A 26,699-nucleotide genomic window follows, 5' to 3' on the forward strand; every position below is an offset into this window, starting at 1 on the left:
CCGGGCGTGACTGCGGGTCTGTGCCGCACGGGCTCGCGGTCAGGACCCACTGCCGGGGTCGCGGAGTGCCCGCGGCCCCGGCAGTCCTCTGTCCGATGGCTGTGTCTCCGAGGTCCTGACCGGGCGCCGGGCCGCATGGTTCTCCCGGTCAGGACGCAGTCTCCGGTCAGACGGTGATCTCGCGCTTGAGGATCTTGCCCGTGGGACCCTTGGGCAGCGCGTCGACGATCACCACGCGGCGCGGGTACTTGTAGGCTGCGACACGCTCCTTCGCGAAGTCGACGATCTCCTGCGCGAGCGCATCGGAGGCGGCGTCGTCGGCCGGGGTGTGCTCGGACTTGATGCCGACGACGGCCACGATCTCCTCACCGTGCAGCTCGTCAGGTACCCCGATCACGGCGGCCTCGGCAACGGCGGGATGCTCGTAGAGCACCTCCTCCACCTCCCGCGGGTACACGTTGTACCCGCCGCGGAGGATCACTTCCTTCTTGCGGTCGACGATGAAGATCAGACCGTCCTCGTCGAAGCGTGCCAGGTCACCGGTGCGGAACCAGCCGTCGGGGATCGCGGCCCTGGTGGCCTCCTCGTTCTGCCAGTAGCCCTTCATCACGCAGTGCCCGCGGACGGAGAGTTCCCCGACGTCGCCCTGTGGCACCTCGTTGCCCTCGCCGTCGAGCATCCGGACCTCCACGCCCTCCACGGGTGTACCGATGGAGCCGGGTTTGCGGAGCTCGCCCACACGGTTGAAGCTGACGATCGGGGAGGTCTCGGACAGGCCGTAGCCCTCAAGCAGATCGGCCTTGAACACGCGCTCGAACTCGTGCAGCACCTCGACCGGCAGCGCCGACCCGCCCGAGACGGCGAGGCGGACGGAGGAGAGATCGGTAGAGGTGACACTCGGGGTGCGCAGCATGGAGACATACATGGTGGGTACGCCCTCGAAGATCGTCACGCGATCCCGCGCGATGATCTCGAGCGCCTTGCCCGGTTCGAACCGCGGCAGGAGAGTCAGGGTGGCGCCGGTGAGGACGGAGGCGTTGAGGGCGCACGTCTGGCCGAAGATGTGGAAGAACGGCAGGCCACCGAAGAGCACCTCGCCCTCCTTGGTCCCCATCAGGTCGCGGGACACCTCGGTGTTGCGGGCGAGATTCGTGTGCGAGAGCGTAGCGCCCTTGGGCCGGCCGGTGGTCCCCGAGGTGTAGAGCACGACGGCGGTGTCCTCGCCGTCGCGGTCCACGACGTCCGGTGAGGGCTCGGCCGCCGAGACCCGCTGCATGAAGGCCCCGCTGTCCACGGTCACCACGTCGACGGACGTGCCGCTTTCGTCCCCGGCTGCCTCGGCGCCGGCGTTCGCTTCGCCGATGACGCCCTCCCAGGCGAAGGCGAGCCTCGCGCCCGAGTTGGTCAGGTGATAGGCGACCTCGCGGCCCTTCAGCAACGGGTTCAGCGGTACGACGACGGCGCCGGTCCGCAGCACGCCGTAGTAGACGAAGGCCATCTGCGGGATGTTCGGCATCATGAGTGCCACGCGGTCGCCCCGCTCGATGCCGTACTCACCGAGGATGGTCGCGATCTTCTGGCTGAGCAGCTCCAGGGCGCCGAAGGTGATCTCGACGTCGTCGAGCTTGATGGCCACCACCGACGGGCTCCTCTTCGCGGTGGACACCAGATTGTTGGCGAGGTTGGTCACTCGATCTCCTTCGATCATTCGTTGTGCAGCAGCGGCTGGTCACGATGTTACCGGTGAGTAGCAGTCTGTGGGATCGCGGAGTGTCGTGCAACAGCACCCAGCTCCGGTCTCCTGCGGCAGAGCACGACGCCGGGGCCGGTTCCGGGGTGATTGGAGCCTCAAAGGGCGTGTCGCGCCACGACGCGCCGTCTCATCAGCGGGACATGGAGCGGAAGACCCCGAGTCCGGGACGGCCGGGCCGCGGGCGCGACCCCTGAGCTACCCGACGCCGCTCATGGACTTCCGGATGGCGGGGGCTCCGGCCAGGAGGGCTCCGCCGAGCACGATGGCCGCGATCCCGCTGAAGGCGAAGTACGGGACCTCCGTCTCCGCCGAGTAGAAGCCTGCCAGCAGTCCGGAGACCGTGGTGCCGAGCGAGATGGAGAGGAAGAACAAGGCCAGCATCTGCGTGCGGAACGCCTCGGGTGCCAGCTTGGTGGTGACGGAGAGCCCGATCGGCGAAATGAACAGCTCCGCCCACGTGAACAGCAGCAGGATGCCGGCGAGGGCTATCAGCGGTGTGCTGTTCGGCCCGCCTCCGGCGAACGGGATGAACGCGAGGAACGCCAGGCCCATGACCATCAGACCGAGGGAGAACTTCACGGGCGACGAGGGCTGACGCTTGCCCAGACGTGTCCACACCGCCGCGAAGATCCCGGCGAAGACGATGATGAAGATGGGGTTGATGGACTGCACCATGCCCGGCGGCATCTCCCATCCGAGGATGGTCCGGTCGAGGCGGCTCTGCGAGTACAGCGCCACGACGGTGAACTGCTGCTGGAACAGGGACCAGAATGCGGCGCTGGCCAGGAAGAGCGGCATGAACGAGTACACCCGGCGTCGTTCGACGGCGCTCACCTTGCGGCTCGAGAGGATCACCGCGAAGTAGGCGATGGTGGCGGCGATCGCGGTGTACGCCATGATGCTCGCCAGATTGTCGGCGTTCAGGAGCCCGGTGGCGACGGCGACGCCGAGCAGCACCAGGACCCCGACGGCGATACCGATCCACCGCGGGTACGACGCCCGCGGCAGGGGATCCTCGACCTCGTGCGCGGCGGCGGGCAGGCGCCTGCGCCCCACGGAGTACTGGATGAGTCCGGCCGCCATGCCGATGGCGGCGAGCCCGAAGCCCACGTGGAAGCCGTACGCGTCCCACGCCAGGTTCGTCAGCAGCGGCCCCACGAGGGCGCCGATGTTGATGCCCATGTAGAAGATGGAGAAGCCTGCGTCACGGCGGGTGTCACCGGGCTCGTAGAGCGTCCCCACGAGCGAGGATGCGTTGGCCTTGAGGCCGCCCGAGCCGACACCCACGAGGATCAGGCCGATGGACAACCCCACCACGCCCGGCAGCAGGGCGAGGGCGATATGGCCGCACATGATGATGACCGCCGAGAAGAAGAGCACGCGCTCGGATCCCAGGATGCGGTCGGCGACCCAGGCGCCCAGGATGGTGGAGAGATAGACCCCGCCACCGTACGCGCCGACCAACCCGGCGGCCGTGCCCGGGGCGAAGGCCAGTCCGCCGTCCGCGAGGGAATACGTCATGTAGTACAGCAGCAGGGCCTGCATGCCGTAGAACGAGAAACGCTCCCAGAGTTCCACGCTGAAGAGATTCGCGAGCATCCGTGGGTGACCGAGGAATGTCCTGCCACCGGGGGCTGCGGTCTGCTGGGAGGTGCTCATCAGTCAATGGTCCCGCCCGGCGGGAGGCGAAGCAAGCGTGCGGGCTACCGGCGTAGGGCCTCGAGCTGGGCGGCGACGGCGAGCAGGTGCGCCTCCTCGCCCGGGCGGCCGATGAGCTGCACGCTCATCGAGACCCCGTCGGGGAGAGTCAGGGTGGGTATCGTCACGGCCGGCAGTCCGCAGACATTGACCATCGAGGTGTAGGGCGAGTACTGGCACTGCCGTTCGTAGTCGGTATCGCCGTCGGCGTCCGTGTACCAGCCGATGGGGCGCGGCGACATGGCGACGGCCGGGGTCAGGATCATGTCGTAGGCCGAGTACTGCCGGATGGTCTCCTGCTCGAAGGCGCGCAGGACGTCGACCGCGCCCGCCAGATCGGCAGCACTTCTCCTCAGCGCGCGACCGCGGAGGACCCGCGTGATGTCCGTCAGGCGGTTCTCCCGTTCGGCGGGGATCGGCAGGGTCGCCAGTGACGCCGTCCACACGAGCTGGAAGGCCTCGTGATAGCGGCTGTCGTACGTCAGATCCGTGTCGACGAGGTCGTGGCCCGCGTTCTGCAGCAGGGTGATCCCGGCGCGGACGGCGTCGACGGCGGCGCTGTCCAGCCCGATGTCCATCGCGGTGGAGAACGGCGAGACGGTGCTCAGCCCTATGCGGAACCGGCCTTCGGCGCGCAGGGCTGCGTCGGTGAACGAGCCCGGATACCGCGAGGCGGCGCTCGTGGGACGGTAGCTCGGCTCGTGGACCAGCGCGTCGAGGAGCATTCCGGCGTCCACCGCGGAGCGGGCGAGAGGCCCGGCGACGACGAACTGCCCGAGGTCCGCCTGTCCCGACCCGGAGGGGACACGGCCCCGGTTCGGTTTCAGTCCCACCAGGCCGGTGGCAGCCGCCGGGATGCGGACCGACCCGCCGCCGTCGGTGCCGGGGGCGAACGGGAGCATTGCGGCCGCCACTGCTGCGGCGCTGCCTCCCGAGGAGCCGGCCGGGCTGAGCTCTCGGTCGAGCGGGTTGCGGGCCGGAGGCGCCAGGCGGTTCTCGCTGTAGCAGCTCAGACCGAATTCGGGGACCTGCGTCTTGCCGAGACTGATGGCTCCGGCGCGGCGCAGGACCGCAGCCAGTGGCGCGTCCTTCGCCGCGATCGACGGCTCGAGTGCGGCAGTGCCCAGCGTGGTCCGGACGTCGGCGACGTCGGTCAGGTCCTTGTGCGCCAGCGGCATGCCGTGCAGCGGGCCGAGGGCCGCCCCGGAGGAGCGCAGTCGATCGGCGTGGTCGGCGGCGCGCAGCGCATGGTCATGCGTGACGGTGATGAACGAACCGAGGTCGGGGTTCAGTGCGTCGATGCGGCGCAGGAAGTGCTCCGTCACCTCCCGCGCGCTGACGGCCCCACGGGCGAGAGCGTCCTGGAGGGCCAGGGCGGAGAGTTCGTGCAGATCGGCCATGGGACTCCAGTCGGTTGAGGAGAGGACAAGGACCACTATAGAAGCCGCTCACCCGGGTCGGTCCGGGCAGGCGGGGCATGCACGGCAACGCCACCGACGGCGGACATGGCGTCGGTGCGGCAGAGCGTGAAAAGGTGGATCCATGAGCGAATTCGAGAGTGTACCGGTGACCGCTGTTCCCGAGGGTGCGCGCATCCTCGACGTCCGAGAGGACTACGAGTGGGAGGCAGGGCACATCGACGGCGCACTGCACATCCCGCTCGACGAGCTTCCCGCCCGCGTGGAGGAGCTGGATCCCGACGAGACCCTGCACGTGATCTGCCGCACCGGGGGACGCTCGCAGCGGGCGACGCAGTGGCTCGAGGGCCACGGCTACACCGCCATCAACGTCAACGGCGGCATGGGTGCCTGGCTGGACGAGGGCAGGCCCATGGTGTCGGAGTCGGACGGAGAGCCGACCGTCCTGTGAACGGTGCGGACGTCCCCTCCTACTCCTATCTCGGGCCGGAGGGCACCTTCACCGAGGCTGCCCTCCTGAAGGTGCCGGGGGCCGGGCACGCACGCCGGGTCCCGGCGTCGACCGTCGGTTCGGCGCTCGACGCCGTCAGGTCCGGCGCGGTGGATGCTGCCATGGTGCCCATCGAGAACTCGGTCGAGGGCGGGGTGAGCGCCACGCTCGACTCGATCGCCGTCGGTGATCCACTGCGGATCGTGCGCGAGGAACTCGTGCCCATCACCTTCGTGCTCGCTGCACGAGCGGGTACGGCGCTCGCCGACGTCCGCCGTATTGCGACACACGGCCACGCCTGGGCCCAGTGCCGGGCCTGGGTCGACGGACATGTACGTGACGCAGAATATGTCCCGTCCTCGTCGACCGCGGCCGCTGCCCGGGACCTGGCAGCGGGTGAAGGAGGCTTCGATGCCGCGATCTGCTCCCCCCTCGTGGCGGGTCGGCTCGGGCTCGCCGTCCTGGGGGAGGACATCGGGGACATCTCCGACGCCGTGACGCGCTTCATCCTGGTGGGCGGACCCGGAGCGCTCCCGCCGCGCACCGGTGCGGACAGGACGACGCTCGTGATCCCCCTGCCCGTGGATCACCCCGGGGCGCTGATGCAGATCCTGGATCAGTTCGCGGCGCGCGGCGTGAATCTGAGCAGGATCGAATCCCGGCCCACCGGGCAGTTCCTGGGTGACTACTTCTTCAGCGTGGACGCCGACGGTCATGTCGAGGACGCACGCGTGGCCGATGCGCTCAAGGGACTGCACCGGATCAGTCCGGGCCTGCGTTTCCTCGGATCCTATGCGCGGGCGGATCGCCGCTCACCCGCCGTCGAGCGGCACACGTCCGACGACGCCTTCACTGCCGCCGACGAGTGGCTCGGCACGATCCTCGACGGGCGCTGACGACACCCCGCCGGTCGGAGGACGCATGAGCGCAGTAGGCTGTGGACCGATGTCCACCCCTCCCGGAAGGCCGGTCCACGATGGCTCGATTGCGCCGGAGCAATACGCGCAGACCCGGTATCACCCGCCGTCGCCACGGGAAGGGTTTCAGCTACCGCGCCCCGGACGGAAGCCTTCTGCGGGACCGGGAGGAGATCGGGCGCATCAAGGATCTGGTCATTCCGCCGGCCTGGCAGGACGTGTGGATAGCCCCCTACCCGAACGGGCACGTCCAGGCGATCGGCACCGACGAGGCCGGCCGGCGCCAGTATCTCTACCATCCTTCGTGGCGTGAGCAGAAGGACCGCGAGAAGTTCGATCGCGCCCTCGATTTCGGCGCGAAACTCACGAGTGCGCGCCGTGCGATCACCCAGCACCTCAGGAGCGAGGGGGTGGGCCGCGAGCGGGCCTTCGCGGCTGCCCTGCGGATCGTCGACGCCGGAGCCCTGCGAATCGGCTCGGCCCAGTACGCCGAGGCCAACGGGTCCTTCGGCGTCACCACGCTGCTCGTGGAGCACTGCACCGTGGAGGGGGACGTGATCACCTTCGACTTCCCCGGCAAGAGCGGCCAGCACTGGGACACGCGTCTGGAGGACGAGGATCTCGCGGCGGCCCTGCGACCCATGCTGGAGCGCGAGGACGCCGACACCGTGCTCGCGTGGCAGGCGGAGGATGGCAGCTGGCACCACGTGGACGGCTCCCAGCTCAACGAGTTCCTCCGCCAGGTCACCGGCGGGCCGTTCACAGCGAAGGACTTCCGTACCTGGCAGGCCACGGTCGTAGCCGCCATGTCACTGTCCCGGCAGGACCTGTCGGCGACGAGCCGCACCGCACGGCAGAAAGCCGTCACCGCCACCATGAAGGCGGTGGCGGACCATCTCGGGAACACGCCCACCGTTGCCAGGACCTCCTACGTGGACCCGCGGCTCGTGGACCGCTTCATGGCCGGGGAAGTCATCCCGATCACCACCTACTCCGCCTCGGAGAAAGCGGTACAGGAGCTGCTGCGCGACTGAGCTCCCGGGTGGGCTCCCAGGGCAGCGCGCGTTTGTCACGGCCGCGATCCTCAGTACGCTTGCCATGGGCGCTCAGGAAGCGCATCCCCCGACGAAAGGCAGCATCATGACCGAGAACGCTCATGAAGGACACATCGTGAATCCCGACGCGGGCCGCGCGTCGACGTCGGATCCCGACCGGCCGGGCGACGCCGGCGACCAGGGCAACGATCTCCGCTTCGCCGAGGAGCAGCGGCTCATCACTGAGCAGGCGGAACCGGGTCAGGAGGAAGGCAGCTACACCAGCGCCGATGTCGAGGGCGACTCCGGCGGATACACCTCCGCGCAGGATCCCGCCGAGGAGGGCGAGTACACCGACAAGGACACGGCGCGTATCGACGAGCCGGAGAGCCAGGGCGAGTACACCGACCGCGACCGCTAGGAGCGCAGCGGGATCCGTTCCGGAGCCCACCGCGACGAGCGTCGCTGGCCGGTCGAGGAGCCTGCTGGTCCTGGAGCCGACTGCGGCACCCGGACCAGCAGTGCAGCCGGATCGACCCTTGCCGTGAACGAGGTGATGGAGCCTGACGCGTCGCCGTCCAGCTGGGTGGCGATCGGCTCGGCGGAACGGACGGAGATCTGCTTCGCGCGGTAGTAGCTGAGCACGGGAATGCCGCCGCGGCGGCGCAGGAGGATCTTCGCGGCCATCCAGACCCAGCCGAGCAGGCTGCGGGGACTGAGTACCACCACGTCCAGGTAGCCGTCGTCGATCACGGCATCGGGGACGAAGTCCACACCCGCAGGCAACTTCCCGCAGTTGGCCACCAGCAGACTGCGCACCTTCCGGCTCTGCGGGGGCCCCCCGTCGAGGCTGATCGATATCCGGCGGCGCCGGCCCGGCAGGTGCCGCACCCCGGCCTCGCTGTAGGCGAGCCAGCCGAAACGCTCCTTCAGCTCCTGCTTCGCGTCCGTGACCACGCTCGCGTCGAAGCCCGCCCCGCCCATGACCAGGAAGACGTGCTCGGAGCCGGCCCCGCTCTGCTCGTCGCTCAGCGTGATCAGGCCCAGATCGATGCGGCGCTCGTACCCGTGCAGGGCGAGGCGGAGGCAGCCGGCGATGTCGTTGTACGGAAGACCCAGATTGCGCACCAGGAGATTCCCGGTGCCCAGCGGCAGCAGGCCGAGCGCCGCGGGTCGGTGGGCCAGGGCCCTCGCCACGGCCCGCACCGTCCCATCACCTCCGGCGGCGAGGACGACGTCGGCCCCCGCCGCGAGTGCGCGCTCCGCCTGCCCTGTCCCGGGGTCCTCGACGGTCGTCTCGAGGATCAGCGGAGGCTCCCAGCCGGCCTCCGCACACGCATCGATCACGAGCCGGCGGGTGGTATCGGCGTGCAGCTTGGACGGATTGATCACCAGGGCGACCTGCGCGGGTCCTGCGGCAACCCGGACGGGCCGGTTCACGGATGCGGTGGGCGCCGGTCTCTGGTGCAGCCGCCGCACGGACCAGTAGGACTGGATGGACGCGGCGGCAGCGGATGCAGCGGCCGTTGCGGCAAGCAGGTTACGGCGCATGGTCCCCCCACCCTAGCGGGCGCGGGCTGCGGCGGACGGACGGCGGGCTTTCGGTAGTCTTGTCGGTGTGATCGACGTCAACGACCTCCGCCAGAATCCCGAGCAGTACCGAGCCTCCCAGCGCGCCCGCAGGGCGGAGGAGTCGATGGTCGACGGCCTTCTCGCCGCGGACACCCGCCGCCGTGACGCCGTGACCTCCTACGAGAGGCTCCGGGCGGAGCAGAATGCCTTCGGCAAGCGCGTGGCACAGGCTTCGGGCGAGCAGAAGCAGGTCCTGCTCGCGGAGGTCAGGGACCTGGCGGCGGCCGTGAAGAGTGCGGCAGCCGACGCCGAGAGCGCCTCCGCGGAGCAGGACGCACTCCTGCGCGCCCTGCCGAATCTGGTGCAGGACGGCGCCCCCGAGGGCCTCGAGGAGGACTACGTGGTCCTCAGGACCGTGGGGACGCCACGCGACTTCGGCGCCGAGGGCTTCGAGGCCCGCGACCACCTGGAACTCGGTGAGCTGATCGGGGCCATCGACATGGAACGCGGTGCGAAGGTCTCGGGTTCCCGCTTCTACTTCCTCAAGGGTGTCGGTGCCCGGCTCGAGGTGGCCCTGCTGCGCATGGCGCTCGACCAGGCGATCGAGTCGGGCTTCACGCCGATGATCACCCCAACGCTCGTTCGCCCCGAGATCATGCAGGGCACGGGCTTCGACGTAGCGCACGACGCCGAGATCTACCGGCTCGCCGACGACGACCTGTACCTGGTCGGGACCTCCGAGGTGGCGCTGGCCGGGTACCACTCCGACGAGATCATCGACCTCACCGCCGGTCCCCTCCGGTACGCCGGGTGGTCCTCCTGCTATCGCCGGGAGGCCGGCTCGCACGGGAAGGACACCCGCGGCATCATTCGCGTGCACCAGTTCAACAAGGTGGAGATGTTCACCTACACCACGGTGGAGGACGCCGCGGCCGAGCACGAGCGCATGCTGGCCTGGGAGGAGGAGATGCTCGCGAAGGTCGAGCTCCCGTACCGCGTCATCGACACGGCTGCCGGCGACCTCGGGATGTCCGCCGCCCGCAAGTTCGACTGCGAGGCCTGGGTCCCGACCCAGAATGACTACCGCGAGCTGACCTCCACCTCGAACTGCACCACGTTCCAGGCCAGGCGGCTGAACATCCGCGAGCGCCAGGACGGCGAGGGCCAGAAGGGCACGCGGGCCGTCGCCACGCTCAACGGCACGCTCGCGACCACGCGCTGGATCGTGGCGATCCTCGAGCACCACCAGAACCCCGACGGCTCGGTCACGGTGCCCGCGGCGCTGCGCCCGTATATGAACGGGCTGGAACTCCTCCCGGTCCTCTGAGGCTCCGCGCGCCCGCATGCAGGCGTCAGTGGGGTCTGGTTCACTGGAGTATGACCTCTTTGATCAGTGCTGGCAACGATGACCAGCAGGAGAACACCAGGAACTACCTCGTAGCGCTCGACGTCGACGGCACGCTCGTGGACCACGACGGCTCGATGACCGAGGAGGTACGCGACGCCGCGCAGGCCGTCGTCGAGGCCGGACACGACGTGATCATCGCGACCGGCAGGTCCCTCGGCGCCACGCTTCCGGTGATCCACCTGCTCGGGATCACCCGCGGTCACGCGGTCTGCTCGAACGGCGGGGTCACGCTGCGGATCGACGCCGGGCTCCCCGAGGGGTTCGAGGTCCTCGAGCGCATCACCTTCGATCCCGCCCCTGCCCTCTCCGCACTGCGCGAGCGACTGCCGACCGCCAAGTACGCTCTCGAGGACGATCACGGCAGATTCCTCGCGACCGAGAGCTTCCAGGATGCGAGCTTCGGCTCGGAGACCCGGAGCGTGGACTTCGAGGAGATGCTCGCGAGCCGTGCGGTTCGCGTGGTCGTCTTCAGCACCGACTCCTCGGCCGAGGAGTTCGGCGATGCCGTGGCCTCGATCGGACTCCACGGGGTCACCTACTCGGTCGGCTGGACGGCGTGGCTGGACATCGCGGCGTCGGGTGTCACCAAGGCCAGTGCCCTGGAGGTCCTCAGGCAGCGGCTCGGGACACGACCCGAGGACACGGTGTCCGTGGGAGACGGCCGTAACGACATCGAGATGCTCCAGTGGGCCGGCCGCGGTGTGGCGATGGGGCAGGCACCCCAGGAGGTCCGGGCGGTCGCCTCCGAGGTGACGGGCAGTGTGTACGACGACGGCGCCGCCAAGGTGCTGCGCTCCCTGGTCTGACGACTCCCTGGCCCGGCCCGGGAGCGCGGCGCACGGCCGCCGTAGATGTCGGGGTTGCTTAATCTCTTTATGATCCGGTCCGTACTTCGCAGTACTCTTCCCGAGGGCAATATCGCCCGGGCACCAGATATGCGGAGGGCACCATGACAGTCGAGCTCGAGACCATCAGGGCGGAAGTGTTCCGCCGTAATCCCGGCGAGGCCGAATTCCACCAGGCCGTCGACGAGGTCTTCGCTTCGCTCTCCCCGGTGCTGAAGAAGCACCCGAAGTTCGAGGCGGCGGCCGTCCTCGAGCGGCTCTGCGAGCCGGAGCGGCAGATCATCTTCCGCGTGCCGTGGGTCGATGACGCCGGTCAGGTGCGCATCAACCGCGGCTTCCGCGTGGAGTTCAATTCCGCGCTCGGCCCGTTCAAGGGCGGGCTGCGGTTCCATCCGTCGGTCAATCTCGGGATCGTGAAGTTCCTCGGGTTCGAGCAGATCTTCAAGAACGCCCTGACCGGAATGCCGATCGGCGGCGGTAAGGGCGGGTCGGACTTCGACCCCCGCGGCCGCAGCGACGGCGAGGTCATGCGGTTCTGCCAGTCCTTCATGACCGAGCTCTACCGGCACCTGGGCGAGTACACGGATGTCCCTGCCGGGGACATGGGTGTGGGGACGCGCGAGATCGGCTATCTCTTCGGCCAGTACAAGCGGATCACCAACCGCTACGAGTCCGGCGTCCTCACCGGCAAGGGCATGGGGTGGGGCGGTTCCCTCGTGCGGCCCGAGGCCACCGGCTTCGGCACGGTCCTGTTCGCCAACGAGATGCTCGCCACGAAGAACCAGAGCCTCGAGGGCCAGCGCGTGCTGGTCTCGGGTTCGGGCAACGTGGCCGTGTACGCCATCGACAAGGCGCAGGCCCTCGGCGCGACGGTGGTGACCTGCTCCGACTCCTCCGGCTACGTGGTGGACGAGCGCGGCATCGACACGGAGCTGCTCAAGCAGATCAAGGAGACCGAGCGCGGCAGGGTCAGCGAGTACGCCGAGCGGCGCGGCGCCGTCTTCGTGGACAACGGCTCGGTGTGGGACGTGCCCGCCACCGTCGCCCTGCCGTGCGCCACGCAGAACGAGCTCGATGATGCGGCGGCCAAGCGGCTCGTGGAGTCCGGAGTGGTCGCCGTCGCCGAGGGCGCCAACATGCCCGCTACGCCCGCTGCGGTCTCGCTCTTCCAGGAGGCGGGCGTCCTCTTCGGTCCGGGCAAGGCCGCCAACGCGGGCGGGGTGGCCACGTCTGCGCTCGAGATGCAGCAGAACGCCAGTCGGGACGCGTGGTCCTTCGAGTACACGGAACTCCGCCTCGAGGAGATCATGGTCGGCATCCACGAACGGTGTGCGCAGACGGCGGAGGAGTACGGTGCGCCGGGCAACTACGTGACCGGTGCGAACATCGCCGGGTTCGTCAAGGTGGCGGACGCCATGCTCGCCCTCGGCGTGATCTGAGCCGGCCCGGTCCGTACGGCCTGCCGGCTCACGTCACGGCCGGTAGGCCGGGCTCGCACCCGGGAGTTCGGCCGGTCCGTGCGCCAGATCGAGCAGGCGGGCCGCCGCGGGCCGCGTTGCCCATTCCTCCGTCCAGTGGGAGCGGACGACGGCGCGGCTCACGGCCTGCGCAGTGACGCCCAGCTCCTCGGCGACGTACTTCTGCTGACCCCGGGCGCCCGGGGTCAGCAGGTCCAGGACCGTCCACTCGGCGTCGGTACGCGTGTGGACGATCTGCCCGAGGAGACGCAGGACGGCTTCGGCCTCCGCCGCGATCTCGCCGTCGGGACCCTCGACGGCCAGCGGAATCCGTTCCCCTGATTTCCGGGCACGCTCCACGGCGCGCCGCGCGTGGACGAGCCCGTACCCCTGTGCGTCCACGATCCGCTCAGGCACCGGTGGGGTGAGTCCGCCGACGCCGATCCCCACGTGCCATCGGCGGGACCGCAGGGCACGCAGTGCGGCGTCCACCGCGGTCGTCGCGGAATCCACGACCCCCTGTACCTCGTCCCCCACCGACCGCTGGAACGGGACCACGGTCGGCAGGTAGCGCAGTGCCCTGAGGAGCTCGTCGACGAGATCCCCGACCTCGCGGGAATCACGCTGGTTGATGGTCAGGACGAAGTGCATGACGCCGGCACGGAGCGCGGGAGATGTCGCGGATCCGGCTAGCGGCCCTCGGGGGCCGGTGTGTCGGTGGCGTTGTCCGCCTCGACGTCGACGTCGCGGCCCTGCGGCTGGTCCTCCTCGCTGCCCTCTCCGATTTCCCTGAAGCGCCTGAGGGAGGCCTCGACCTCCGCCTCCGCCTCCTCGCGGCCCGCCCAGTCGGCAGCCTCGACCCACTTGCCCGGCTCGAGATCCTTGTACCTCTCGAAGAAGTGCTTGATCTCCTCGAGCAGGAAATCGGGGACGTCCGAGAGTTCCTGGATGTGGGCGAAACGGGGATCGACCGGAACGCAGAGCACCTTCGCGTCCCCGCCGCCGTCGTCGGTCATGTTGAACACACCGATAGGGCGGGACTCCACGAGGACCCCCGGGACCAGGTCGAAGTCCTGCAGCATCACGAGAGCGTCCAGCGGATCGCCGTCCTCTCCGAGGGTGTTCTCGAAGTAGCCGTAGTGCGTGGGGTACTGCATGGAGGTGAACAGGACGCGGTCGAGGCGCAACCGGTGTGTCTCATGGTCTATCTCGTACTTCACGCGTGAACCCTTGGGGATCTCGATGGTCACGTCGAGCTTCATGGCAACTCCTGGGGATCGGTCGGTGCCGGGCGGCGGCAGCGCCGAGCCGGTCTAGTGTGTAGTCGTCAGCTCCCAACATATCCGTCGGCCGCCGGTACCGGGGTATCCGGCCGACAGCCGTGTTGGGTCATTCCGGACACGTTCGACGACGTCGGGCGCCGACCGGCGACACCTCGCGAAAGGACACCATGACGCGCCCGCTCGCCCTGCTGGCCGGGCTCCTGCTGCTCCTGGTCGGGTCGATCGTGGTGCCGGCCGTCGTGGATCCTGCCCCGTCCGGGCCGCCACCGGTCGTACCGGCCCAGCAGCTCGTGCCGGCGACGGTTCCCGTGCCCGACGTCGTGACGCCGCTGTCCGCGTCGGCGCCGGGCCCCGATCCGGCCACGCTCGCCATGCAGCTCGGGACCGCACTCCGGCTCGAGGGCCCCGGGGACTTCGCCGGGACGGTCGTCGATCCCAGCGACGGCAGCGTGCTCTTCTCCCGGGACGCCGGGCGCCTGCAGGCACCGGCCTCGAACATCAAGGTGTTCACCGCCGCCGCGGCCCTGACGTACGCCGAGCCCGGAGACCGGCTGACGACGTCGGTCCTGCTCTCCGGCGCCCGGCCCGGCGTCCTCTACCTGCACGGCGGTGGTGACGTCCTCCTCGGGGCCGGGGACTCGGCGCCGGACGCCGTCGTCGGGCGGGCCGGACTCGGCACACTCGCCCGGGAGGCGGCCGAGGCGCTCGCTCCCGGTTCCGGCCCGTACGAGGTGCGTCTCGACGACAGCCTCTTCGTCGGCCCGGCCCTGAACCCCACCTGGGCCCAGGGGGACATCGATGCCGGGCAGATCGCGCCGGTGCATGCCCTCGCCGTCGACCCCGCCGGGCCGGGGCAGGGGTGGGCCGGAGGGCCGCACTCGCAGGACGCAGCCCTCGACGCCGCCGGGACGTTCGTGGCCGCGCTCACCGCGGCGGCTGCCGAGCGCGGCATCACGATCGATACAGGCAGCACAGGCAGCACGAGCAACACCGGCGTGCAGCGGGAGAGCGCACCCCGGGACGCCGCACTCCTCGCCGCCGTGGAGTCGGCACCGCTCCAGGATCAGGTACGCCACATGCTCGAGGCCTCCGACAACTACCTCGCCGAGGCGCTGGCCCGCATCGCGGCCCTCGGCAGTGGCCGGCCGGCGTCCTTCGACGGGGCCACACAGGCCCTGACCGCTGTCGCGGCATCTCTCGGTGTGCCGGTCGAGGGACTGCTGATCGGTGACGCGGCGGGCCTGTCCGTGGAGAACGCCGTGTCCCCGGAGCAGCTGGCGGCACTGATCCGCGGCATCACCACGAGCGCCGACCCTTCCCTGGCAGCGGTCGCCCGATCGCTGCCGATCGCAGGCGCCACGGGAACCCTGACCGAGCGGTTCAGCGCATCCGAGAGTGCCTCCGGCTCTGCCTCCGCCGCGGGTGCCGGCGTGGTGCGCGCCAAGACCGGGACGCTGAACGCGGTCACGGCCCTGTCGGGCTACACGGTCACCGTCGACGGCCGCCTGCTCGTGTTCTCCTTCCTCGCCGCGGGACTCGACGGCAACACGGCCGAGGCCCGGTCCGCGGCCGACGGCGCTGCGGCGGTTCTGTCCACGTGCGGCTGCCGCTGAGCACCCCGGTTGCTGCATCTGGTTCCGGACACGCGGTTCCGGACACGCAGTGGCACCTCCCGCCCCGTTTCGCGCTCTCCCGCGTGGACCTGTCCGCGGGATGTGATCGAATAGGCGCATGTCCAGCAACGAGACCGCAGTACCCCGCCCGCAGCTGGTGAACTGGGACATGGCTGCCTCCACCGCGGCGTCCCTGACGCCCGCCGGACCGACCATGGAACCGGCCGAGATCGCCCGGTCCGTGCAGAACATCCGCCGGCTCGCGGACGAATCGGTGGCCCACGTCCATGCCATCTCACGACTCGATGCGGCGCGCGACCTCCGCGACTCCGAAGTCCTCGTCATCGACCGCGCGTCATGGTCCCGGGCCAACGCGCAGAGCTTCCGCACCCTGCTGGAGCCTGCCCTGGACCAGCTCGCGGCAACGCGTCCGGACGTGATGCGATCGGCGTCGCTCGCGCTGGGCGGCACCCTCACCGGAGCCCAGCTCGGCACCGTCCTCGCCTTCCTCTCAAGCAAGGTGCTGGGGCAGTACGATCCGTTCGTGGCATCGCGTCACGCTCAGGGTGGCCGGCTCATGCTCGTGGCGCCGAACATCATCTCGGTGGAGCGTGAGCTCAACGTGGACCCCTCGGACTTCCGTCTCTGGGTGTGCCTCCACGAACAGACGCACCGGGTGCAGTTCGCAGCCGCGCCGTGGCTCAGGGACCACATGAGAACCCATATCGGTGAACTGACCTCGGGTCTGATGGACAAGGCCGATTCCCTCTCGGAGCGGCTCGGCACCGCAGTGCGGAATCTGACCACCGCACAACGGCCGGACCGGACGGCGGTAGCCGGGCCGGGACCCCGGGACACCGGACTGCTGTCCATCCTGCAGGGTCCCGAGGACAGGGCCAGGCTCTCGCACCTCACCGCCGTCATGAGCCTGCTCGAGGGACACGCGAACGTGGTGATGGACGGCGTGGACGGGAGGATCGTCCCCTCGGTCAAGACCATCCGACGGCGCTTCAACGCCCGCGGCACGTCCCGCGGGCCCCTCGAGAAGCTCATCCGCCAGCTCATGGGCCTGGACGCCAAGATGCGCCAGTACAGCGACGGTTCCCGCTTCGTGCGCCGCGTGGTCAGCCAGACAGGGATGGACGGCTTCAACGCGGTGTGGGAGGCGGAGGCCAACCTGCCCACCGAGCAGGAGATCCACGCTCCCGACGAATGGATCGACAGGATGAGCCTGCGGCGTGATGGCTAGGCGCCCGCGACTGCTGCCGGTGGTCGGCACCGCGCGCAATCTGCTCACCAGGAGCCTCGAGGGGATCCTGGCGCAGACGCCTGTGACCGACGCGGACCTCCCCCTCCTCCTCGTCGCCTGCAGCGGCGGCCCCGACTCCCTCGCCCTCGCAGCCGTCGCAGCGCACCTCGCGCGCACGGGGAGGGCCAGGGTCGGCGCGGTCGTCGTCGACCACGGACTCCACCCCGACAGTTCGGCGATCGCCCACCGAGCTGCGGCGACCGTGCGCGCCCTGGGTCTTGACCCGGTGCAGGTCCACAGCGTCACCGTGGACCACGACGGCGGTCCGGAGGCGGCCGCCCGCGGTGCCCGGTACGCGGCGCTGGACTCCGCTGCGGCGGCACTGGGTGCATCCGCCGTCCTCCTCGGGCACACGCTCGACGATCAGGCGGAGCAGGTGCTGCTCGGTCTTGCCCGTGGGTCCGGTACGCGGTCGCTGGCGGGCATGCCCGCACGGCGTGGTTCGTACCTGCGTCCGTTCCTGGACCTGCGGCGTACCGACACCGAAGCCATCTGTGGCTTCTACGCCCTCGAGCCCTGGCGCGATCCCGCCAATGCCGACCCCGCCTTCGCGCGGGCCCGCGTGCGCGGCGAGGTCCTGCCGTTCCTCGAGGACCGGCTCGGGCCGGGCATAGCCCAGGCCCTGGCACGGTCCGCGCGGATCCTCGGGCAGGACGCCGATCTCCTCGCCGAGCTCGGCCTCGAGGCGTACACCGCGCTGCGGATCGAGGGCGACGACGGCGAGGTGCTCCTCCCCGAGGACGGGCTGCGCGCCCTGCCGGCCGCGCTGCGCCAGCGGGTCCTCGCCCGGGCGGCACTCGAGCTCGGGGCGGTCCAGCCGAGTTTCGAACGCCTGCGCGCCGCGGAGTCGCTGCTGCAGCGGAAAGGCTCCGCCGGGCCGGTGCAGCTCGGCGGCAAGGTGAGTGTCCGCCGGCAGGTGCGGGGCCGCTCGGTTCTCCGGGGAGAACCAAGCTATGGCAATCTTGTTCTCGGCAGCAATGGTGACGGCGTGAGGACATCGCGCCGTCCGACCCAGGAGTAATCGGTGGATTCCAACGACGTCCGGTCAGATCTCAAGCACGTCCTCTACACCAGGGAAGAGATCCAGCAGCGCGTCACCGAGCTCGCGCAGGAGATCGACGCCGACTACCAGGGTCGCGACATCCTCCTCGTGGGTGTCCTCAAGGGTGCCGTCATGGTCATGGCCGATCTCGCCCGAGCATTGCACTCGCATGTCACCATGGACTGGATGGCGGTCTCGTCCTACGGATCCGGAACGCAGTCCTCCGGCGTGGTCAGGATCCTCAAGGACCTGGAGACCGATCTGCTGGGCAAGCACGTCCTGATCGTCGAGGACATCATCGACTCGGGGCTGACGCTGTCCTGGCTCAAGGCGAACCTGCTCTCGCGCGGACCCGCCTCCGTGGAGATCTGCACGCTGCTGCGCAAGCCCCACGCTGCCAAGGTGGAGATCGACGTCAGGTACGTGGGCTTCGAGATCCCCAGCGAGTTCGTCGTCGGCTACGGGCTCGACTTCGCGGAGAAGTACCGCAACCTCGATTTCATCGGCACCCTGGCGCCCCACATCTACGAATAGGGCTTTCCCCGCTGCGATGCAGTACGCCCAGAGGGAACTATCGGCACCGGCTGCGCGTGATGCAGCACGGACGGTGTATATCTTGTGAAGTCCGGCGGGCGTCGCGGAATTGTAGCGCGCGCACAGATTTCTGACACGTATCAGCAGGAGGGACAGGGCTCGCTGCCCTGAGGCGAATGAAATTCAAGAACATCTTCAAGGGGCCGGTCGTCTGGATCGTCCTCGCGGTCGTGGCTCTCCTGCTGGTCCTGCCGAGTCTCTTCGGGGCGGGTAACTCCCGCGTGGACACCAATGTGGGTCTGCAGCTCCTCGAAGATGGCCAGGTGGCACAGGCCAAGATCTACGACGGCGAACAGCGCGTGGACCTCACCCTGCGCGAGGACTACGAGGATCAGGGCACCAGCGTCCAGTTCTTCTACAGCATCGCCCGCGCCGAGGACGTCGTGGATGCCATCAACGCCTCCGGAGCCGATAGTTTCACCGATCAGCCGGCCGAGAGCAACTGGTTCCTCAGCCTGGCCGGCCTGATCTTCCCCATCCTGATTCTCGGCGTCATCTTCTGGTTCCTGCTCAGCCGCATGCAGGGCGGTGGGTCCAAGGTCATGCAGTTCGGCAAGTCCAAGGCGAAACTGATCTCCAAGGACATGCCTCAGGTGACCTTCGAGGACGTGGCCGGCTCCGACGAGGCGGTCGAGGAGCTCCTCGAGATCAAGGAGTTCCTCCAGGAGCCGGCGAAGTTCCAGGCACTGGGCGCCAAGATCCCCAAGGGTGTGCTCCTCTACGGCCCTCCCGGTACCGGCAAGACGCTCCTGGCCCGGGCCGTGGCCGGCGAGGCCGGCGTTCCGTTCTACTCCATCTCCGGTTCGGACTTCGTGGAGATGTTCGTCGGCGTGGGTGCATCCCGCGTGCGGGATCTGTTCGAGCAGGCCAAGAACAATTCTCCGGCCATCATCTTCGTGGACGAGATCGACGCCGTCGGTCGTCACCGTGGAGCCGGTGTGGGCGGCGGGAACGACGAGCGCGAGCAGACCCTGAACCAGCTCCTGGTGGAGATGGACGGCTTCGATGCCACCACCAACGTGATCCTCATCGCGGCGACCAACCGCCCCGACGTCCTGGATCCGGCGCTGCTGCGCCCGGGCCGCTTCGATCGTCAGATCGGGGTCGAGGCTCCCGACATGAAGGGACGTGCCCAGATCCTCGCCGTCCACTCCAAGGGCAAGCCGATGGCTCCGGGCGTGGACCTGAAGGCCGTGGCGAAGAAGACGCCGGGCTTCACGGGCGCCGACCTGGCGAACGTCCTGAACGAGGGTGCTCTGCTCACGGCGCGCTCCAATGCGCAGCTCATCGACGATCGTGCGCTCGACGAGGCCATCGACCGCGTGATCGCGGGCCCGCAGAAGCGGAGCCGCGTCATGAAGGAGCTCGAACGGAAGATCACGGCATACCACGAGGGCGGGCACGCGCTGGTGGCCGCCGCGCTGCGGAACACGGATCCGGTGACCAAGATCACCATCCTGCCGCGCGGGCGCGCACTGGGCTACACGATGGTCATGCCGAACGACGACAAGTACTCGGTGAGCAGGAACGAACTCCTCGATCAGCTCGCCTACGCCATGGGCGGCAGGGTCGCCGAGGAGATCGTGTTCCACGATCCCTCCACGGGCGCCTCGAACGACATCGAGAAAGCCACGGGCACCGCGCGGAAGATGGTCACGCAGTACGGCATGAGCGAGCGTATCGGCGCCGTCAAACTGGGCCAGGGGTCCTCGGAGCCCTTCCTCGGCCGCGACATGGGCAACGACCGCGACTACTCCGACCAGATCGCCCTCGTGGTCGACGAGGAGGTACGGCGCCTGATCGACAACGCCCACGACGAGGCCTACCAGATCCTCACCGAGAACCGCGATGTCCTGGACCGTCTCGCGCTCGAGCTGCTCGAGCGGGAGACCCTCAACCAGGCGGAGATCGCCGAGGTCTTCTCCGACGTGCGCAAGCGGAGTCTGCGCGAGGTGTGGCTGTCCAAGGGATCCCGCCCCGTGCACTCGCTCCCGCCGGTCACCACCCGCAAGGAACGCGCCGAGGCGCTCGAGAGCGGTCAGCCCGCCCCGAACACCGTGGCTCCGCAGGACCAGATCGCCGCGGCCCACATCCCCGGGGACTTCGATGTGCATGGCTCGGACCTGCCCTCGGACGAGTCCCCGGGCAGCGACCCGGGGGGCCAGGAGAGCTAGCCAGGACTAGGTGATCGGCAGTACAGCGGGTACTGTGCCGTGTCCGATGAAGGCTCCGATCAACAGTCCGCGGAACGTTCCGACGAAAGGGGGAGAAGGCTCGTGACAGACTTCGACGACGACGAGATGGACGCGGCTCTGGCCGCCGCCGGTCAGCCGGTCGACCAGGAGCGCATCCGCCGGGCGGTCAGGGAGATCCTCGTGGCCATCGGGGAGGATCCGGACCGCGACGGTCTGCTCGAGACGCCCACACGGGTGGCCAGGGCCTACGCCGAGATCTTCGCAGGACTCCATCAGGACGCCGGCGAGGTGCTGTCCACCTCGTTCGACCTGAATCACCAGGAACTCGTGCTGGTCAAGGACATCCCGTTCTACTCGACCTGCGAGCACCACCTCGTGCCCTTCCACGGCACGGCGCACCTCGGCTACATCCCCTCGGAGGAGGGCCGCGTCACCGGTCTGAGCAAGCTCGCCCGGCTCGTGGAGGTGTTCGCCCGCCGCCCGCAGGTCCAGGAACGGCTGACGACGCAGATCGTCGATGCGATGATGGAACACCTCACTCCCAAGGGCGCGATCGTCGTCGTCGAGTGCGAACATCTGTGCATGTCCATGCGCGGGGTCCGCAAACCCGGCGCGAAGACGGTCACCTCCGCGGTACGGGGCCAGATCCGCGACACGGCGACGCGCGCCGAGGCCATGAGCCTCATACTCGGAAGATAGGACTCACAGCATGGATTCTCTCGCCGCAGCACCCGGCACCGGACCGGCGACCTCGCCCCTGCCCGTCATCCGCACGGTACGCGCCCCCCGGACCACCGCCGATCTGCCTGCGGACCGCGCCCTGGTCCTGGGGATCCTCAACGTGACGCCGGACTCGTTCAGCGACGGTGGCGATCACGCGACCACCGACGACGCCGTCGCGCACGGGTTGCGCCTGCACTACGGCGGCGCCGATATCATCGACGTGGGTGGCGAGTCGACGCGACCCCACGCGGACGAGGTACCCCTCGAGGAGGAACTGGCGCGCGTGCTGCCCGTGGTGCGGGCGCTCGTCAGTGCTGGAGCGCTCGTCAGCATCGACACGCGCCACGCGGAGACGGCCCGGCAGGCACTCGACGCCGGAGCGGGAATCGTCAACGACATCTCGGGGGACGGGTACGACCCGGACATGCCCGCACTCGTCGCCGAACGGCAGGTGCCCTACATCCTGACGCATCGCAGGGGTACCGCGAAGACCATGGACGGCATGGCGCAGTACGGGGACGTGGTGGCCGAGGTCGCCGCGGAACTCACCTCCCTGCGCGACCGGTTCGTCGAGGCCGGCGTCGACGCCGGGCAGATCATCCTCGATCCGGGAATCGGGTTCGCCAAGACCGACGAGCACAACTGGGAGATCCTGCGCAATCTCGACGTGTTCCTCGGTCTGGGGCACCGGGTCCTCGTCGGTGCCTCCCGCAAGCGCTTCCTCGGCACCCTCCTCGCCAGCGCCGGCAGGACCGCCGCGCCCGCCGAGCGCGACCACGCATCCCTCGCCGTCGCCACCCTCGCGGCGGCCTCCGGCGCCTGGGGTGTGCGTGTCCACGATCCGCAGGCAGCGCTCGACGCCGTGAAGGTCGCAGCCGCCGTGGGCGTGCGGTGACCGACCGGGGAACTGCGGACGAGCCCGGACGGCCGGGCTCGCCGTCGGGCCGGCTCGACACCGTGGTCCTGCAGGGCATCACGGCCAAGGGCCACCACGGCGTCTTCGCGCAGGAGCGCCGCGACGGGCAACCCTTCGTGGTCGACCTCGTGCTCCACCTCGAGCTGCAGCCCGCAGGCACCAGCGACGATCTCTCGCGCACGGCCCACTACGGCGAGCTCGCGCAGCGCGTCCATGACATCATCGGCGGCGAACCCTTCGAGCTGATCGAAGCACTGGCAGAGACCATCGCCACGGACGTCCTCGGCGGCTTCCCCGTGGAGTCCGTCGACGTGACGGTCCACAAACCGCGTGCGCCGATCCCGGTTCCCTTCGGTGACGTGGCCGTGACGGTGCGCAGGAGCCGGCCATGAGCGAACAGGTGCACTCCGTGCTGGCACTCGGGAGCAATCTGGGCGAGAGCAGGGACACACTGGTGAGCGCCGTCGAGGATCTCGTGGAGCCCGACGAGGTCCGTCTGCATGCCCTCTCGCCCGTGGTGCGGACCAGGGCGGTCGGTGGTCCCGAGCAGCCCGACTACCTGAACATGGTGATCGAGGTGGAGACGAGCCTCGGCCCGTTCGAGCTGCTGGCGCACTGCCAGGGGGTCGAGGAGAAACACCGGCGACGGCGCACCGTGCGCTGGGGGCCCAGGACACTCGACGTGGACATCATCACCTACGGTTCCTGGACCTCGGACGACGACGTCCTTACTGTCCCGCACCCACGTGCCGCTTCCCGCGCCTTTGTCCTGCAGCCCTGGGCATGGATGGACCCCCGGGCACGACTGGCAGGTCGACCCGTCAGCGAGCTTGCCGCCCGGGCCCCGGATCTTCCGGGCCTGACACTCCTCGAGGAGGACTAGGACGCGGTGAGCTCTCTTCGCTTCCGCTGGCTCGGCCTGGTGTCCCTGATGGCAGGGCTGCTCGGGTGGCTGGCGAACTGGCTGGCAACGCGCAACGGCTACGGAGCGCCCACCCTGCCACTGACCTCCCTCGTGACCACCGCGGTGATCATCGCCATCACCCTGGTGTTCGGTGGCAGGGTGCTCCGGTGGAACAACGGCAGCCGGGACCGTCCGCTGGATCCGATCCTGGCGGCACGGACGCTCGTGCTGGCGCAGGCCTGCGCCTACGCGGGTGCGGTGAGCCTCGGGTGGCACGCGGGGATCTTCGTGGATCAGCTGGCGCTTCTGGCGGTCCGCTCCACCACCGCACCGCTGTGGGGGTCGATTGCACTGATGGTGGGCGGCATGGTGATGATTATGGTGGGGCTGGTCGTCGAGAACTTCTGCCGACTTCCGCCCGACGACGACACAGGTGCCATGAGCCGGGACGAGGGGGAGTATGCGTAGCGAACCGATCGACCCGTCCGGGCTCGAGTGGTCCAGGGTCTCCCCGAAGTACCTGAGGGTCAGGGTCCTCGGCTGGCTGCTGGGCTCGCTGATCTGGCTGGTCATCGCGAGCGTGCCGCTGGTGCTGCGCCTGACCGGAGTGTGGGAACCCTTCCCGCCCGGATGGCTCGCCTGGTCGCTTCCCGCGCTCGTCCTCGTGATCGCGCTCTGGCGCGGGGTGCTGCTGCCGCGACAGGTCGCGGCCATCGGCTACGCCGAGCGCGACGACGACCTCCTCGTCCGCCAGGGGGTCTTCTTCCAGCGCACCATGGTGGTGCCCTACGGGCGCATGCAGTACGTGGACATCGCCGTCGGACCACTGCAGCGCGCATTCGGCATCTGCACGCTCAAGCTGCATACCGCCTCTCCGGCCACCAACGCCCTGATCCCCGGCCTGCCCACCGAGGAGGGCACCAGGCTGCGCGAGCAACTCTCCGCACGCGGAGAATCCAGGCTGGCCGGGCTGTGACGGAGCCCGCAGGACCCTCGCCACAGGACCCGGACCTCACGGCTGCGGGGCCGGTGGTGAACGACCGACAGGGTCAGGGATCAGCGCCGCAGCGCGCCCCGGACGCCGTTGATTCATGGCGGCGAGTGCACTTCATCTCCCCGCTGGTCCGCGGCTGGATAGCCCTCGTGGCCATCCTGTACTTCGTGGGACGCGAATGGCTCGAGGGGCTCTTCGACCCGGGGACGAGGGGCCGCGGCCCGCTGCCCGAGGGTGTGGGACTCCTGCTGGCCGCGGCCGTGCTGCTCGGCATCGTGCTCCTCGTCGCGGCGGCCTTCTTCGTCTCCTGGTACTTCACCCGCTACCAGGTGACGGATGAGCACGTACGCGTCCACTCGGGTGTGCTCTTCCGCCAGCAGCGGCAGGCGAGGCTGGACCGGGTCCAGGCCATCGACGTCATCCAGCCGCTGCTCGCCCGCATCTTCGGGCTCGCCGAACTGAAGTTCGAGGTGGCCGACGCCGGCGAGTCGGCAGTGCGGCTGGCGTTCCTCAAGCTCGACGACGCCACGAGGTTGCGTGCCACCATCCTGGCCAGGGCGGCGGGCGTGGAGACCGATCCGGAGCATCCGGAGAACATCGTCGAGGCCCCCGAACGGGAGGTCGTGGCACTGAAGCCGGGTCGGGTGATCGGCGCGGCGGTCCTGTCGGGCTCCACCATCGTGCTCGTCGTGGGGGCGACGTCGGTGTTCGTCCTCGGCGTGGTCCTGGACGCGCCGTTCGTCGCCACCTCCTTCATCCCGCTCGCCATCGGGGTGGGCGGCGCCTACTGGTCGGCGCTGAGCACGGGCTACAACTTCCGCGCCGCCACCTCGCCGGACGGCATCAGGATGCGCTACGGGTTGCTCGACACCAGATCCCAGACCGTGCCGCCGGGGCGCGTGCAGGCGCTCGGCATCGTGCAGTCGCCGCTGTGGCGGACGAAGGGCTGGTACCGCGTCAGCGTCAACGTGGCGGGCTACGGCCTCGCCGCGTCGAACGACGGACAGGCCCGTGCAACTCTGCTGCCGGTCGGCACGCGGGAGGAGGTGTTGCAGATCCTCGCCCTGGTGCTGCCCGATCCCGGGACCGAGCGCCCGGTGGAGCTGTTCTCCGCGGGGATGACGGGCAGGGACGACGTCGAGGGCTTCCGCACCACACCGCGTCGCGCACGCTGGCTCGCGCCCCTGGCCTGGCGCCGGAACGGCTTCGCGGTGACCTCCACGGCACTGCTGATGCGCTCCGGAGTGCTGTGGCGCCAGCTCGTCGTCGTGCCGCACGAACGCACGCAGTCCCTCTCGATCGAGCAGGGGCCGCTGGACAGACGCTTCCGGGTGTCCAGTCTGCAGTTCCAGACCACACCGGGGCCCGTGACGCCGCGGGTCCTCCAGGCGGACTCGGGAACGGCATGGGAACTGTTCCACGGGCAGGCGGCGCGCGCTGCCGAGGCGCGCCGACGAAGCGCACCCGAGCAGTGGATGAAACCCGTCGTCGAGCCGACGCGATCGAGTGAGCCCGGTGAGACCATGCCCGAGGCGCCGCGCTATGTTCCCGACCAGACCCGGGAAGGAGCCCCGCATGAGCTCCGCTGATGCGACGCGGCGCCCGGGGCGGCTCGGAGTGGGCGTCATCGGGGCGGGCAGGGTCGGTTCCGTGCTGGGCGCCGCCCTGCGCTCGGCCGGTCACGCCGTCATCGGTGTCTCGGCGGTGTCGGAGGCGAGCCGGGAGCGTGCCGAGAACCTGCTGCCGGGCGTGCCGGTCCTCGAGATCCCCGACATCATCGAACGCGCCGAGCTGGTGCTGCTCAGCGTGCCCGACGACGCCCTCCCGGGGCTGGTCGAGGGGCTTGCGCAACTGAAGGCCTGGCAGGCCGGGCAGCTCGTGGTGCACACCTCCGGACGCTACGGTATCGGCGTGCTCGGCCCTGCCCGCGCCGCCGGAGCCATCCCGCTGGCCATCCACCCGGTCATGACGTTCACCGGGCTCAGCCTCGATCTCGGGCGTCTTCCGGACAGCGCGTTCGGGATCACCGCGCCGTCCGCCGTGCTGCCGATCGCCCAGGCGCTGGTGGTGGAGATGGGAGCCGAGCCGGTGGTGGTCGAGGAGGAATCACGTGTCCTCTACCACGCGGCTCTCGCGCACGCCTCGAACCACCTCGTCACGATCGCCGCCCAGTCGGCGCAGCTGCTGGCCGATCTCGGCGTCCAGGACCCGGACCGCATGCTCGGACCTCTCATGAAGGCGTCGCTGGAGAACGCACTGGCCGCAGGTGAGGGCGCCCTGACCGGTCCTGTGGCGCGCGGGGACGCCGGCACCGTCGTCGCTCATCGGGCGGCCCTCGAAGGACACGATGCACCCGACGTCCGGCAGGCGTACCTCGGTATGGCCCGGGCAACGGCGGTTCGCGCGCTCGAGCGCGGTATCCTCTCCCCGGCGCAGGGCGAGACGATCCTCGCGGCGCTCGCCGACACGCCCGGAGGAGGCGGTGCACAGGGCCTCCGGCTCGGTGGTCCGCCGGACGGGTCGTCCTCCTGATC

The 26,699-nt window shown here is 69.5% G+C and carries 25 protein-coding genes and 1 pseudogene; 20 read left to right on the forward strand and 6 right to left on the reverse strand.

What is annotated here, in order from left to right; all coding sequences use genetic code 11:
- Positions 1-166: 166 nt before the first annotated feature.
- The 3 genes from E8P82_RS12455 to E8P82_RS12465 form a co-directional block, all read right to left on the reverse strand.
- Positions 167-1,690, reverse strand: a complete 1,524-nt coding sequence (locus E8P82_RS12455; RefSeq protein WP_136455319.1) for a long-chain-fatty-acid--CoA ligase — start codon at positions 1,688-1,690, stop codon at positions 167-169.
- Between the two features lie 258 nt (positions 1,691-1,948).
- Entirely contained in the window at positions 1,949-3,412 is a 1,464-nt protein-coding gene (locus E8P82_RS12460) for a peptide MFS transporter (RefSeq protein ID WP_136455321.1), read from the reverse strand.
- A gap of 44 nt (positions 3,413-3,456) precedes the next feature.
- Positions 3,457-4,851: an amidase gene (locus E8P82_RS12465; protein ID WP_136455322.1), complete on the reverse strand. Its 1,395-nt coding sequence runs from the start codon at positions 4,849-4,851 to the stop codon at positions 3,457-3,459.
- Between the two features lie 142 nt (positions 4,852-4,993).
- Here E8P82_RS12465 and E8P82_RS12470 point away from each other — a divergent pair, with 142 nt between their 5' ends.
- The 4 genes from E8P82_RS12470 (at position 4,994) to E8P82_RS12485 (ending at position 7,731) form a co-directional block, all read left to right on the forward strand.
- Positions 4,994-5,320 (forward strand): rhodanese-like domain-containing protein, encoded by a 327-nt coding sequence (locus E8P82_RS12470; protein ID WP_136455324.1) that lies wholly within the window; start codon positions 4,994-4,996, stop codon positions 5,318-5,320.
- Complete coding sequence (gene pheA, locus E8P82_RS12475) at positions 5,317-6,255, forward strand: prephenate dehydratase (RefSeq protein ID WP_136455326.1); 939 nt, start codon at positions 5,317-5,319, stop codon at positions 6,253-6,255. Before E8P82_RS12470 ends, pheA begins: the two co-directional genes overlap by 4 nt.
- Before the next feature lie 80 nt (positions 6,256-6,335).
- Positions 6,336-7,310: a DNA topoisomerase IB gene (locus E8P82_RS12480; RefSeq protein WP_136455327.1), complete on the forward strand. Its 975-nt coding sequence runs from the start codon at positions 6,336-6,338 to the stop codon at positions 7,308-7,310.
- Between the two features lie 106 nt (positions 7,311-7,416).
- Complete coding sequence (locus E8P82_RS12485; protein WP_136455329.1) at positions 7,417-7,731, forward strand: hypothetical protein; 315 nt, start codon at positions 7,417-7,419, stop codon at positions 7,729-7,731.
- Here the strand turns inward: E8P82_RS12485 and E8P82_RS12490 are convergent.
- Positions 7,728-8,861, reverse strand: a complete 1,134-nt coding sequence (locus E8P82_RS12490) for a diacylglycerol/lipid kinase family protein (protein WP_136455330.1) — start codon at positions 8,859-8,861, stop codon at positions 7,728-7,730. The two genes, E8P82_RS12485 and E8P82_RS12490, sit on opposite strands and share 4 nt — an antisense overlap.
- Positions 8,862-8,928: 67 nt before the next feature.
- Between E8P82_RS12490 and serS the strand changes: the two genes are divergently transcribed.
- The 3 genes from serS (at position 8,929) to gdhA (ending at position 12,574) form a co-directional block, all read left to right on the forward strand.
- On the forward strand, positions 8,929-10,209 hold the full coding sequence (serS, locus tag E8P82_RS12495) for a serine--tRNA ligase (RefSeq protein WP_136455332.1): 1,281 nt from the start codon (positions 8,929-8,931) through the stop codon (positions 10,207-10,209).
- A gap of 50 nt (positions 10,210-10,259) precedes the next feature.
- Positions 10,260-11,096 (forward strand): HAD family hydrolase, encoded by an 837-nt coding sequence (locus tag E8P82_RS12500; RefSeq protein WP_136455334.1) that lies wholly within the window; start codon positions 10,260-10,262, stop codon positions 11,094-11,096.
- Between the two features lie 143 nt (positions 11,097-11,239).
- Entirely contained in the window at positions 11,240-12,574 is a 1,335-nt protein-coding gene (gdhA, locus tag E8P82_RS12505) for an NADP-specific glutamate dehydrogenase (RefSeq protein WP_136455335.1), read from the forward strand.
- Between the two features lie 33 nt (positions 12,575-12,607).
- Here the strand turns inward: gdhA and E8P82_RS12510 are convergent, their stop codons facing one another.
- Complete coding sequence (locus tag E8P82_RS12510) at positions 12,608-13,243, reverse strand: hypothetical protein (protein WP_136455337.1); 636 nt, start codon at positions 13,241-13,243, stop codon at positions 12,608-12,610.
- Between the two features lie 140 nt (positions 13,244-13,383).
- Positions 13,384-13,854 (reverse strand): annotated as a pseudogene (locus E8P82_RS12515) (inorganic diphosphatase); the annotation flags it as partial.
- 188 nt (positions 13,855-14,042) lie between these two features.
- On the opposite strand from E8P82_RS12515, the gene dacB reads away from it, so the two are divergent.
- The 13 genes from dacB (at position 14,043) to E8P82_RS12580 (ending at position 26,697) form a co-directional block, all read left to right on the forward strand.
- The gene (dacB, locus tag E8P82_RS12520; RefSeq protein WP_136455340.1) at positions 14,043-15,488 is read left to right on the forward strand and encodes a D-alanyl-D-alanine carboxypeptidase/D-alanyl-D-alanine endopeptidase; all 1,446 of its coding nucleotides are present in this window, start codon (positions 14,043-14,045) and stop codon (positions 15,486-15,488) included.
- A 118-nt stretch (positions 15,489-15,606) separates the two neighbouring features.
- Positions 15,607-16,737, forward strand: coding sequence for a zinc-dependent metalloprotease (locus E8P82_RS12525; protein ID WP_136455342.1), 1,131 nt, complete (start codon positions 15,607-15,609; stop codon positions 16,735-16,737).
- Positions 16,730-17,818, forward strand: a complete 1,089-nt coding sequence (tilS, locus tag E8P82_RS12530) for a tRNA lysidine(34) synthetase TilS (protein ID WP_136455344.1) — start codon at positions 16,730-16,732, stop codon at positions 17,816-17,818. The genes E8P82_RS12525 and tilS overlap by 8 nt, the downstream gene beginning before the upstream one ends.
- 3 nt (positions 17,819-17,821) lie before the next feature.
- Positions 17,822-18,373: a hypoxanthine phosphoribosyltransferase gene (hpt, locus tag E8P82_RS12535; RefSeq protein WP_136455345.1), complete on the forward strand. Its 552-nt coding sequence runs from the start codon at positions 17,822-17,824 to the stop codon at positions 18,371-18,373.
- 176 nt (positions 18,374-18,549) lie between these two features.
- The gene (ftsH, locus tag E8P82_RS12540) at positions 18,550-20,607 is read left to right on the forward strand and encodes an ATP-dependent zinc metalloprotease FtsH (protein WP_136455347.1); all 2,058 of its coding nucleotides are present in this window, start codon (positions 18,550-18,552) and stop codon (positions 20,605-20,607) included.
- Between the two features lie 102 nt (positions 20,608-20,709).
- A complete protein-coding gene (gene folE / locus E8P82_RS12545) occupies positions 20,710-21,327 on the forward strand; it encodes a GTP cyclohydrolase I FolE (protein ID WP_136455349.1) in 618 nt (205 codons plus the stop codon).
- Positions 21,328-21,337: 10 nt separating this feature from the next.
- Positions 21,338-22,246, forward strand: coding sequence for a dihydropteroate synthase (folP, locus tag E8P82_RS12550; protein WP_136455350.1), 909 nt, complete (start codon positions 21,338-21,340; stop codon positions 22,244-22,246).
- Positions 22,243-22,659 (forward strand): dihydroneopterin aldolase, encoded by a 417-nt coding sequence (gene folB, locus E8P82_RS12555; RefSeq protein ID WP_136455352.1) that lies wholly within the window; start codon positions 22,243-22,245, stop codon positions 22,657-22,659. The genes folP and folB overlap by 4 nt, the downstream gene beginning before the upstream one ends.
- A complete protein-coding gene (gene folK, locus E8P82_RS12560) occupies positions 22,656-23,150 on the forward strand; it encodes a 2-amino-4-hydroxy-6-hydroxymethyldihydropteridine diphosphokinase (RefSeq protein ID WP_136455354.1) in 495 nt (164 codons plus the stop codon). The genes folB and folK overlap by 4 nt, the downstream gene beginning before the upstream one ends.
- A gap of 6 nt (positions 23,151-23,156) precedes the next feature.
- Positions 23,157-23,639: a DUF3180 domain-containing protein gene (locus E8P82_RS12565; RefSeq protein ID WP_246021341.1), complete on the forward strand. Its 483-nt coding sequence runs from the start codon at positions 23,157-23,159 to the stop codon at positions 23,637-23,639.
- Complete coding sequence (locus E8P82_RS12570) at positions 23,632-24,147, forward strand: PH domain-containing protein (protein WP_136455355.1); 516 nt, start codon at positions 23,632-23,634, stop codon at positions 24,145-24,147. Before E8P82_RS12565 ends, E8P82_RS12570 begins: the two co-directional genes overlap by 8 nt.
- Before the next feature lie 56 nt (positions 24,148-24,203).
- Positions 24,204-25,754, forward strand: a complete 1,551-nt coding sequence (locus tag E8P82_RS12575; protein WP_246021349.1) for a PH domain-containing protein — start codon at positions 24,204-24,206, stop codon at positions 25,752-25,754.
- Positions 25,741-26,697 (forward strand): Rossmann-like and DUF2520 domain-containing protein, encoded by a 957-nt coding sequence (locus tag E8P82_RS12580; RefSeq protein ID WP_211096875.1) that lies wholly within the window; start codon positions 25,741-25,743, stop codon positions 26,695-26,697. The genes E8P82_RS12575 and E8P82_RS12580 overlap by 14 nt, the downstream gene beginning before the upstream one ends.
- Positions 26,698-26,699: the final 2 nt, after the last annotated feature.

The sequence above is a fragment of the Arthrobacter echini genome, assembly GCF_004803505.1.
Classification (GTDB): domain Bacteria; phylum Actinomycetota; class Actinomycetes; order Actinomycetales; family Micrococcaceae; genus Arthrobacter_D; species Arthrobacter_D echini.

Excerpts from the sequence above, each read along its gene's own strand:
- E8P82_RS12490 (WP_136455330.1), bottom strand. The coding sequence starts at position 8,861 with ATGCGCCGTAACCTGCTTGCCGCAACGGCCGCTGCATCCGCTGCCGCC.
- E8P82_RS12480 (WP_136455327.1), top strand. The coding sequence starts at position 6,336 with ATGGCTCGATTGCGCCGGAGCAATACGCGCAGACCCGGTATCACCCGC.
- E8P82_RS12570 (WP_136455355.1), top strand. The coding sequence starts at position 23,632 with ATGCGTAGCGAACCGATCGACCCGTCCGGGCTCGAGTGGTCCAGGGTC.
- ftsH (WP_136455347.1), top strand. The coding sequence starts at position 18,550 with ATGAAATTCAAGAACATCTTCAAGGGGCCGGTCGTCTGGATCGTCCTC.
- tilS (WP_136455344.1), top strand. The coding sequence starts at position 16,730 with ATGGCTAGGCGCCCGCGACTGCTGCCGGTGGTCGGCACCGCGCGCAAT.
- folP (WP_136455350.1), top strand. The coding sequence starts at position 21,338 with ATGGATTCTCTCGCCGCAGCACCCGGCACCGGACCGGCGACCTCGCCC.
- folK (WP_136455354.1), top strand. The coding sequence starts at position 22,656 with ATGAGCGAACAGGTGCACTCCGTGCTGGCACTCGGGAGCAATCTGGGC.
- E8P82_RS12485 (WP_136455329.1), top strand. The coding sequence starts at position 7,417 with ATGACCGAGAACGCTCATGAAGGACACATCGTGAATCCCGACGCGGGC.
- E8P82_RS12500 (WP_136455334.1), top strand. The coding sequence starts at position 10,260 with ATGACCTCTTTGATCAGTGCTGGCAACGATGACCAGCAGGAGAACACC.
- E8P82_RS12465 (WP_136455322.1), bottom strand. The coding sequence starts at position 4,851 with ATGGCCGATCTGCACGAACTCTCCGCCCTGGCCCTCCAGGACGCTCTC.
- E8P82_RS12580 (WP_211096875.1), top strand. The coding sequence starts at position 25,741 with ATGAGCTCCGCTGATGCGACGCGGCGCCCGGGGCGGCTCGGAGTGGGC.
- dacB (WP_136455340.1), top strand. The coding sequence starts at position 14,043 with ATGACGCGCCCGCTCGCCCTGCTGGCCGGGCTCCTGCTGCTCCTGGTC.
- E8P82_RS12510 (WP_136455337.1), bottom strand. The coding sequence starts at position 13,243 with ATGCACTTCGTCCTGACCATCAACCAGCGTGATTCCCGCGAGGTCGGG.
- gdhA (WP_136455335.1), top strand. The coding sequence starts at position 11,240 with ATGACAGTCGAGCTCGAGACCATCAGGGCGGAAGTGTTCCGCCGTAAT.
- E8P82_RS12470 (WP_136455324.1), top strand. The coding sequence starts at position 4,994 with ATGAGCGAATTCGAGAGTGTACCGGTGACCGCTGTTCCCGAGGGTGCG.
- E8P82_RS12525 (WP_136455342.1), top strand. The coding sequence starts at position 15,607 with ATGTCCAGCAACGAGACCGCAGTACCCCGCCCGCAGCTGGTGAACTGG.
- E8P82_RS12460 (WP_136455321.1), bottom strand. The coding sequence starts at position 3,412 with ATGAGCACCTCCCAGCAGACCGCAGCCCCCGGTGGCAGGACATTCCTC.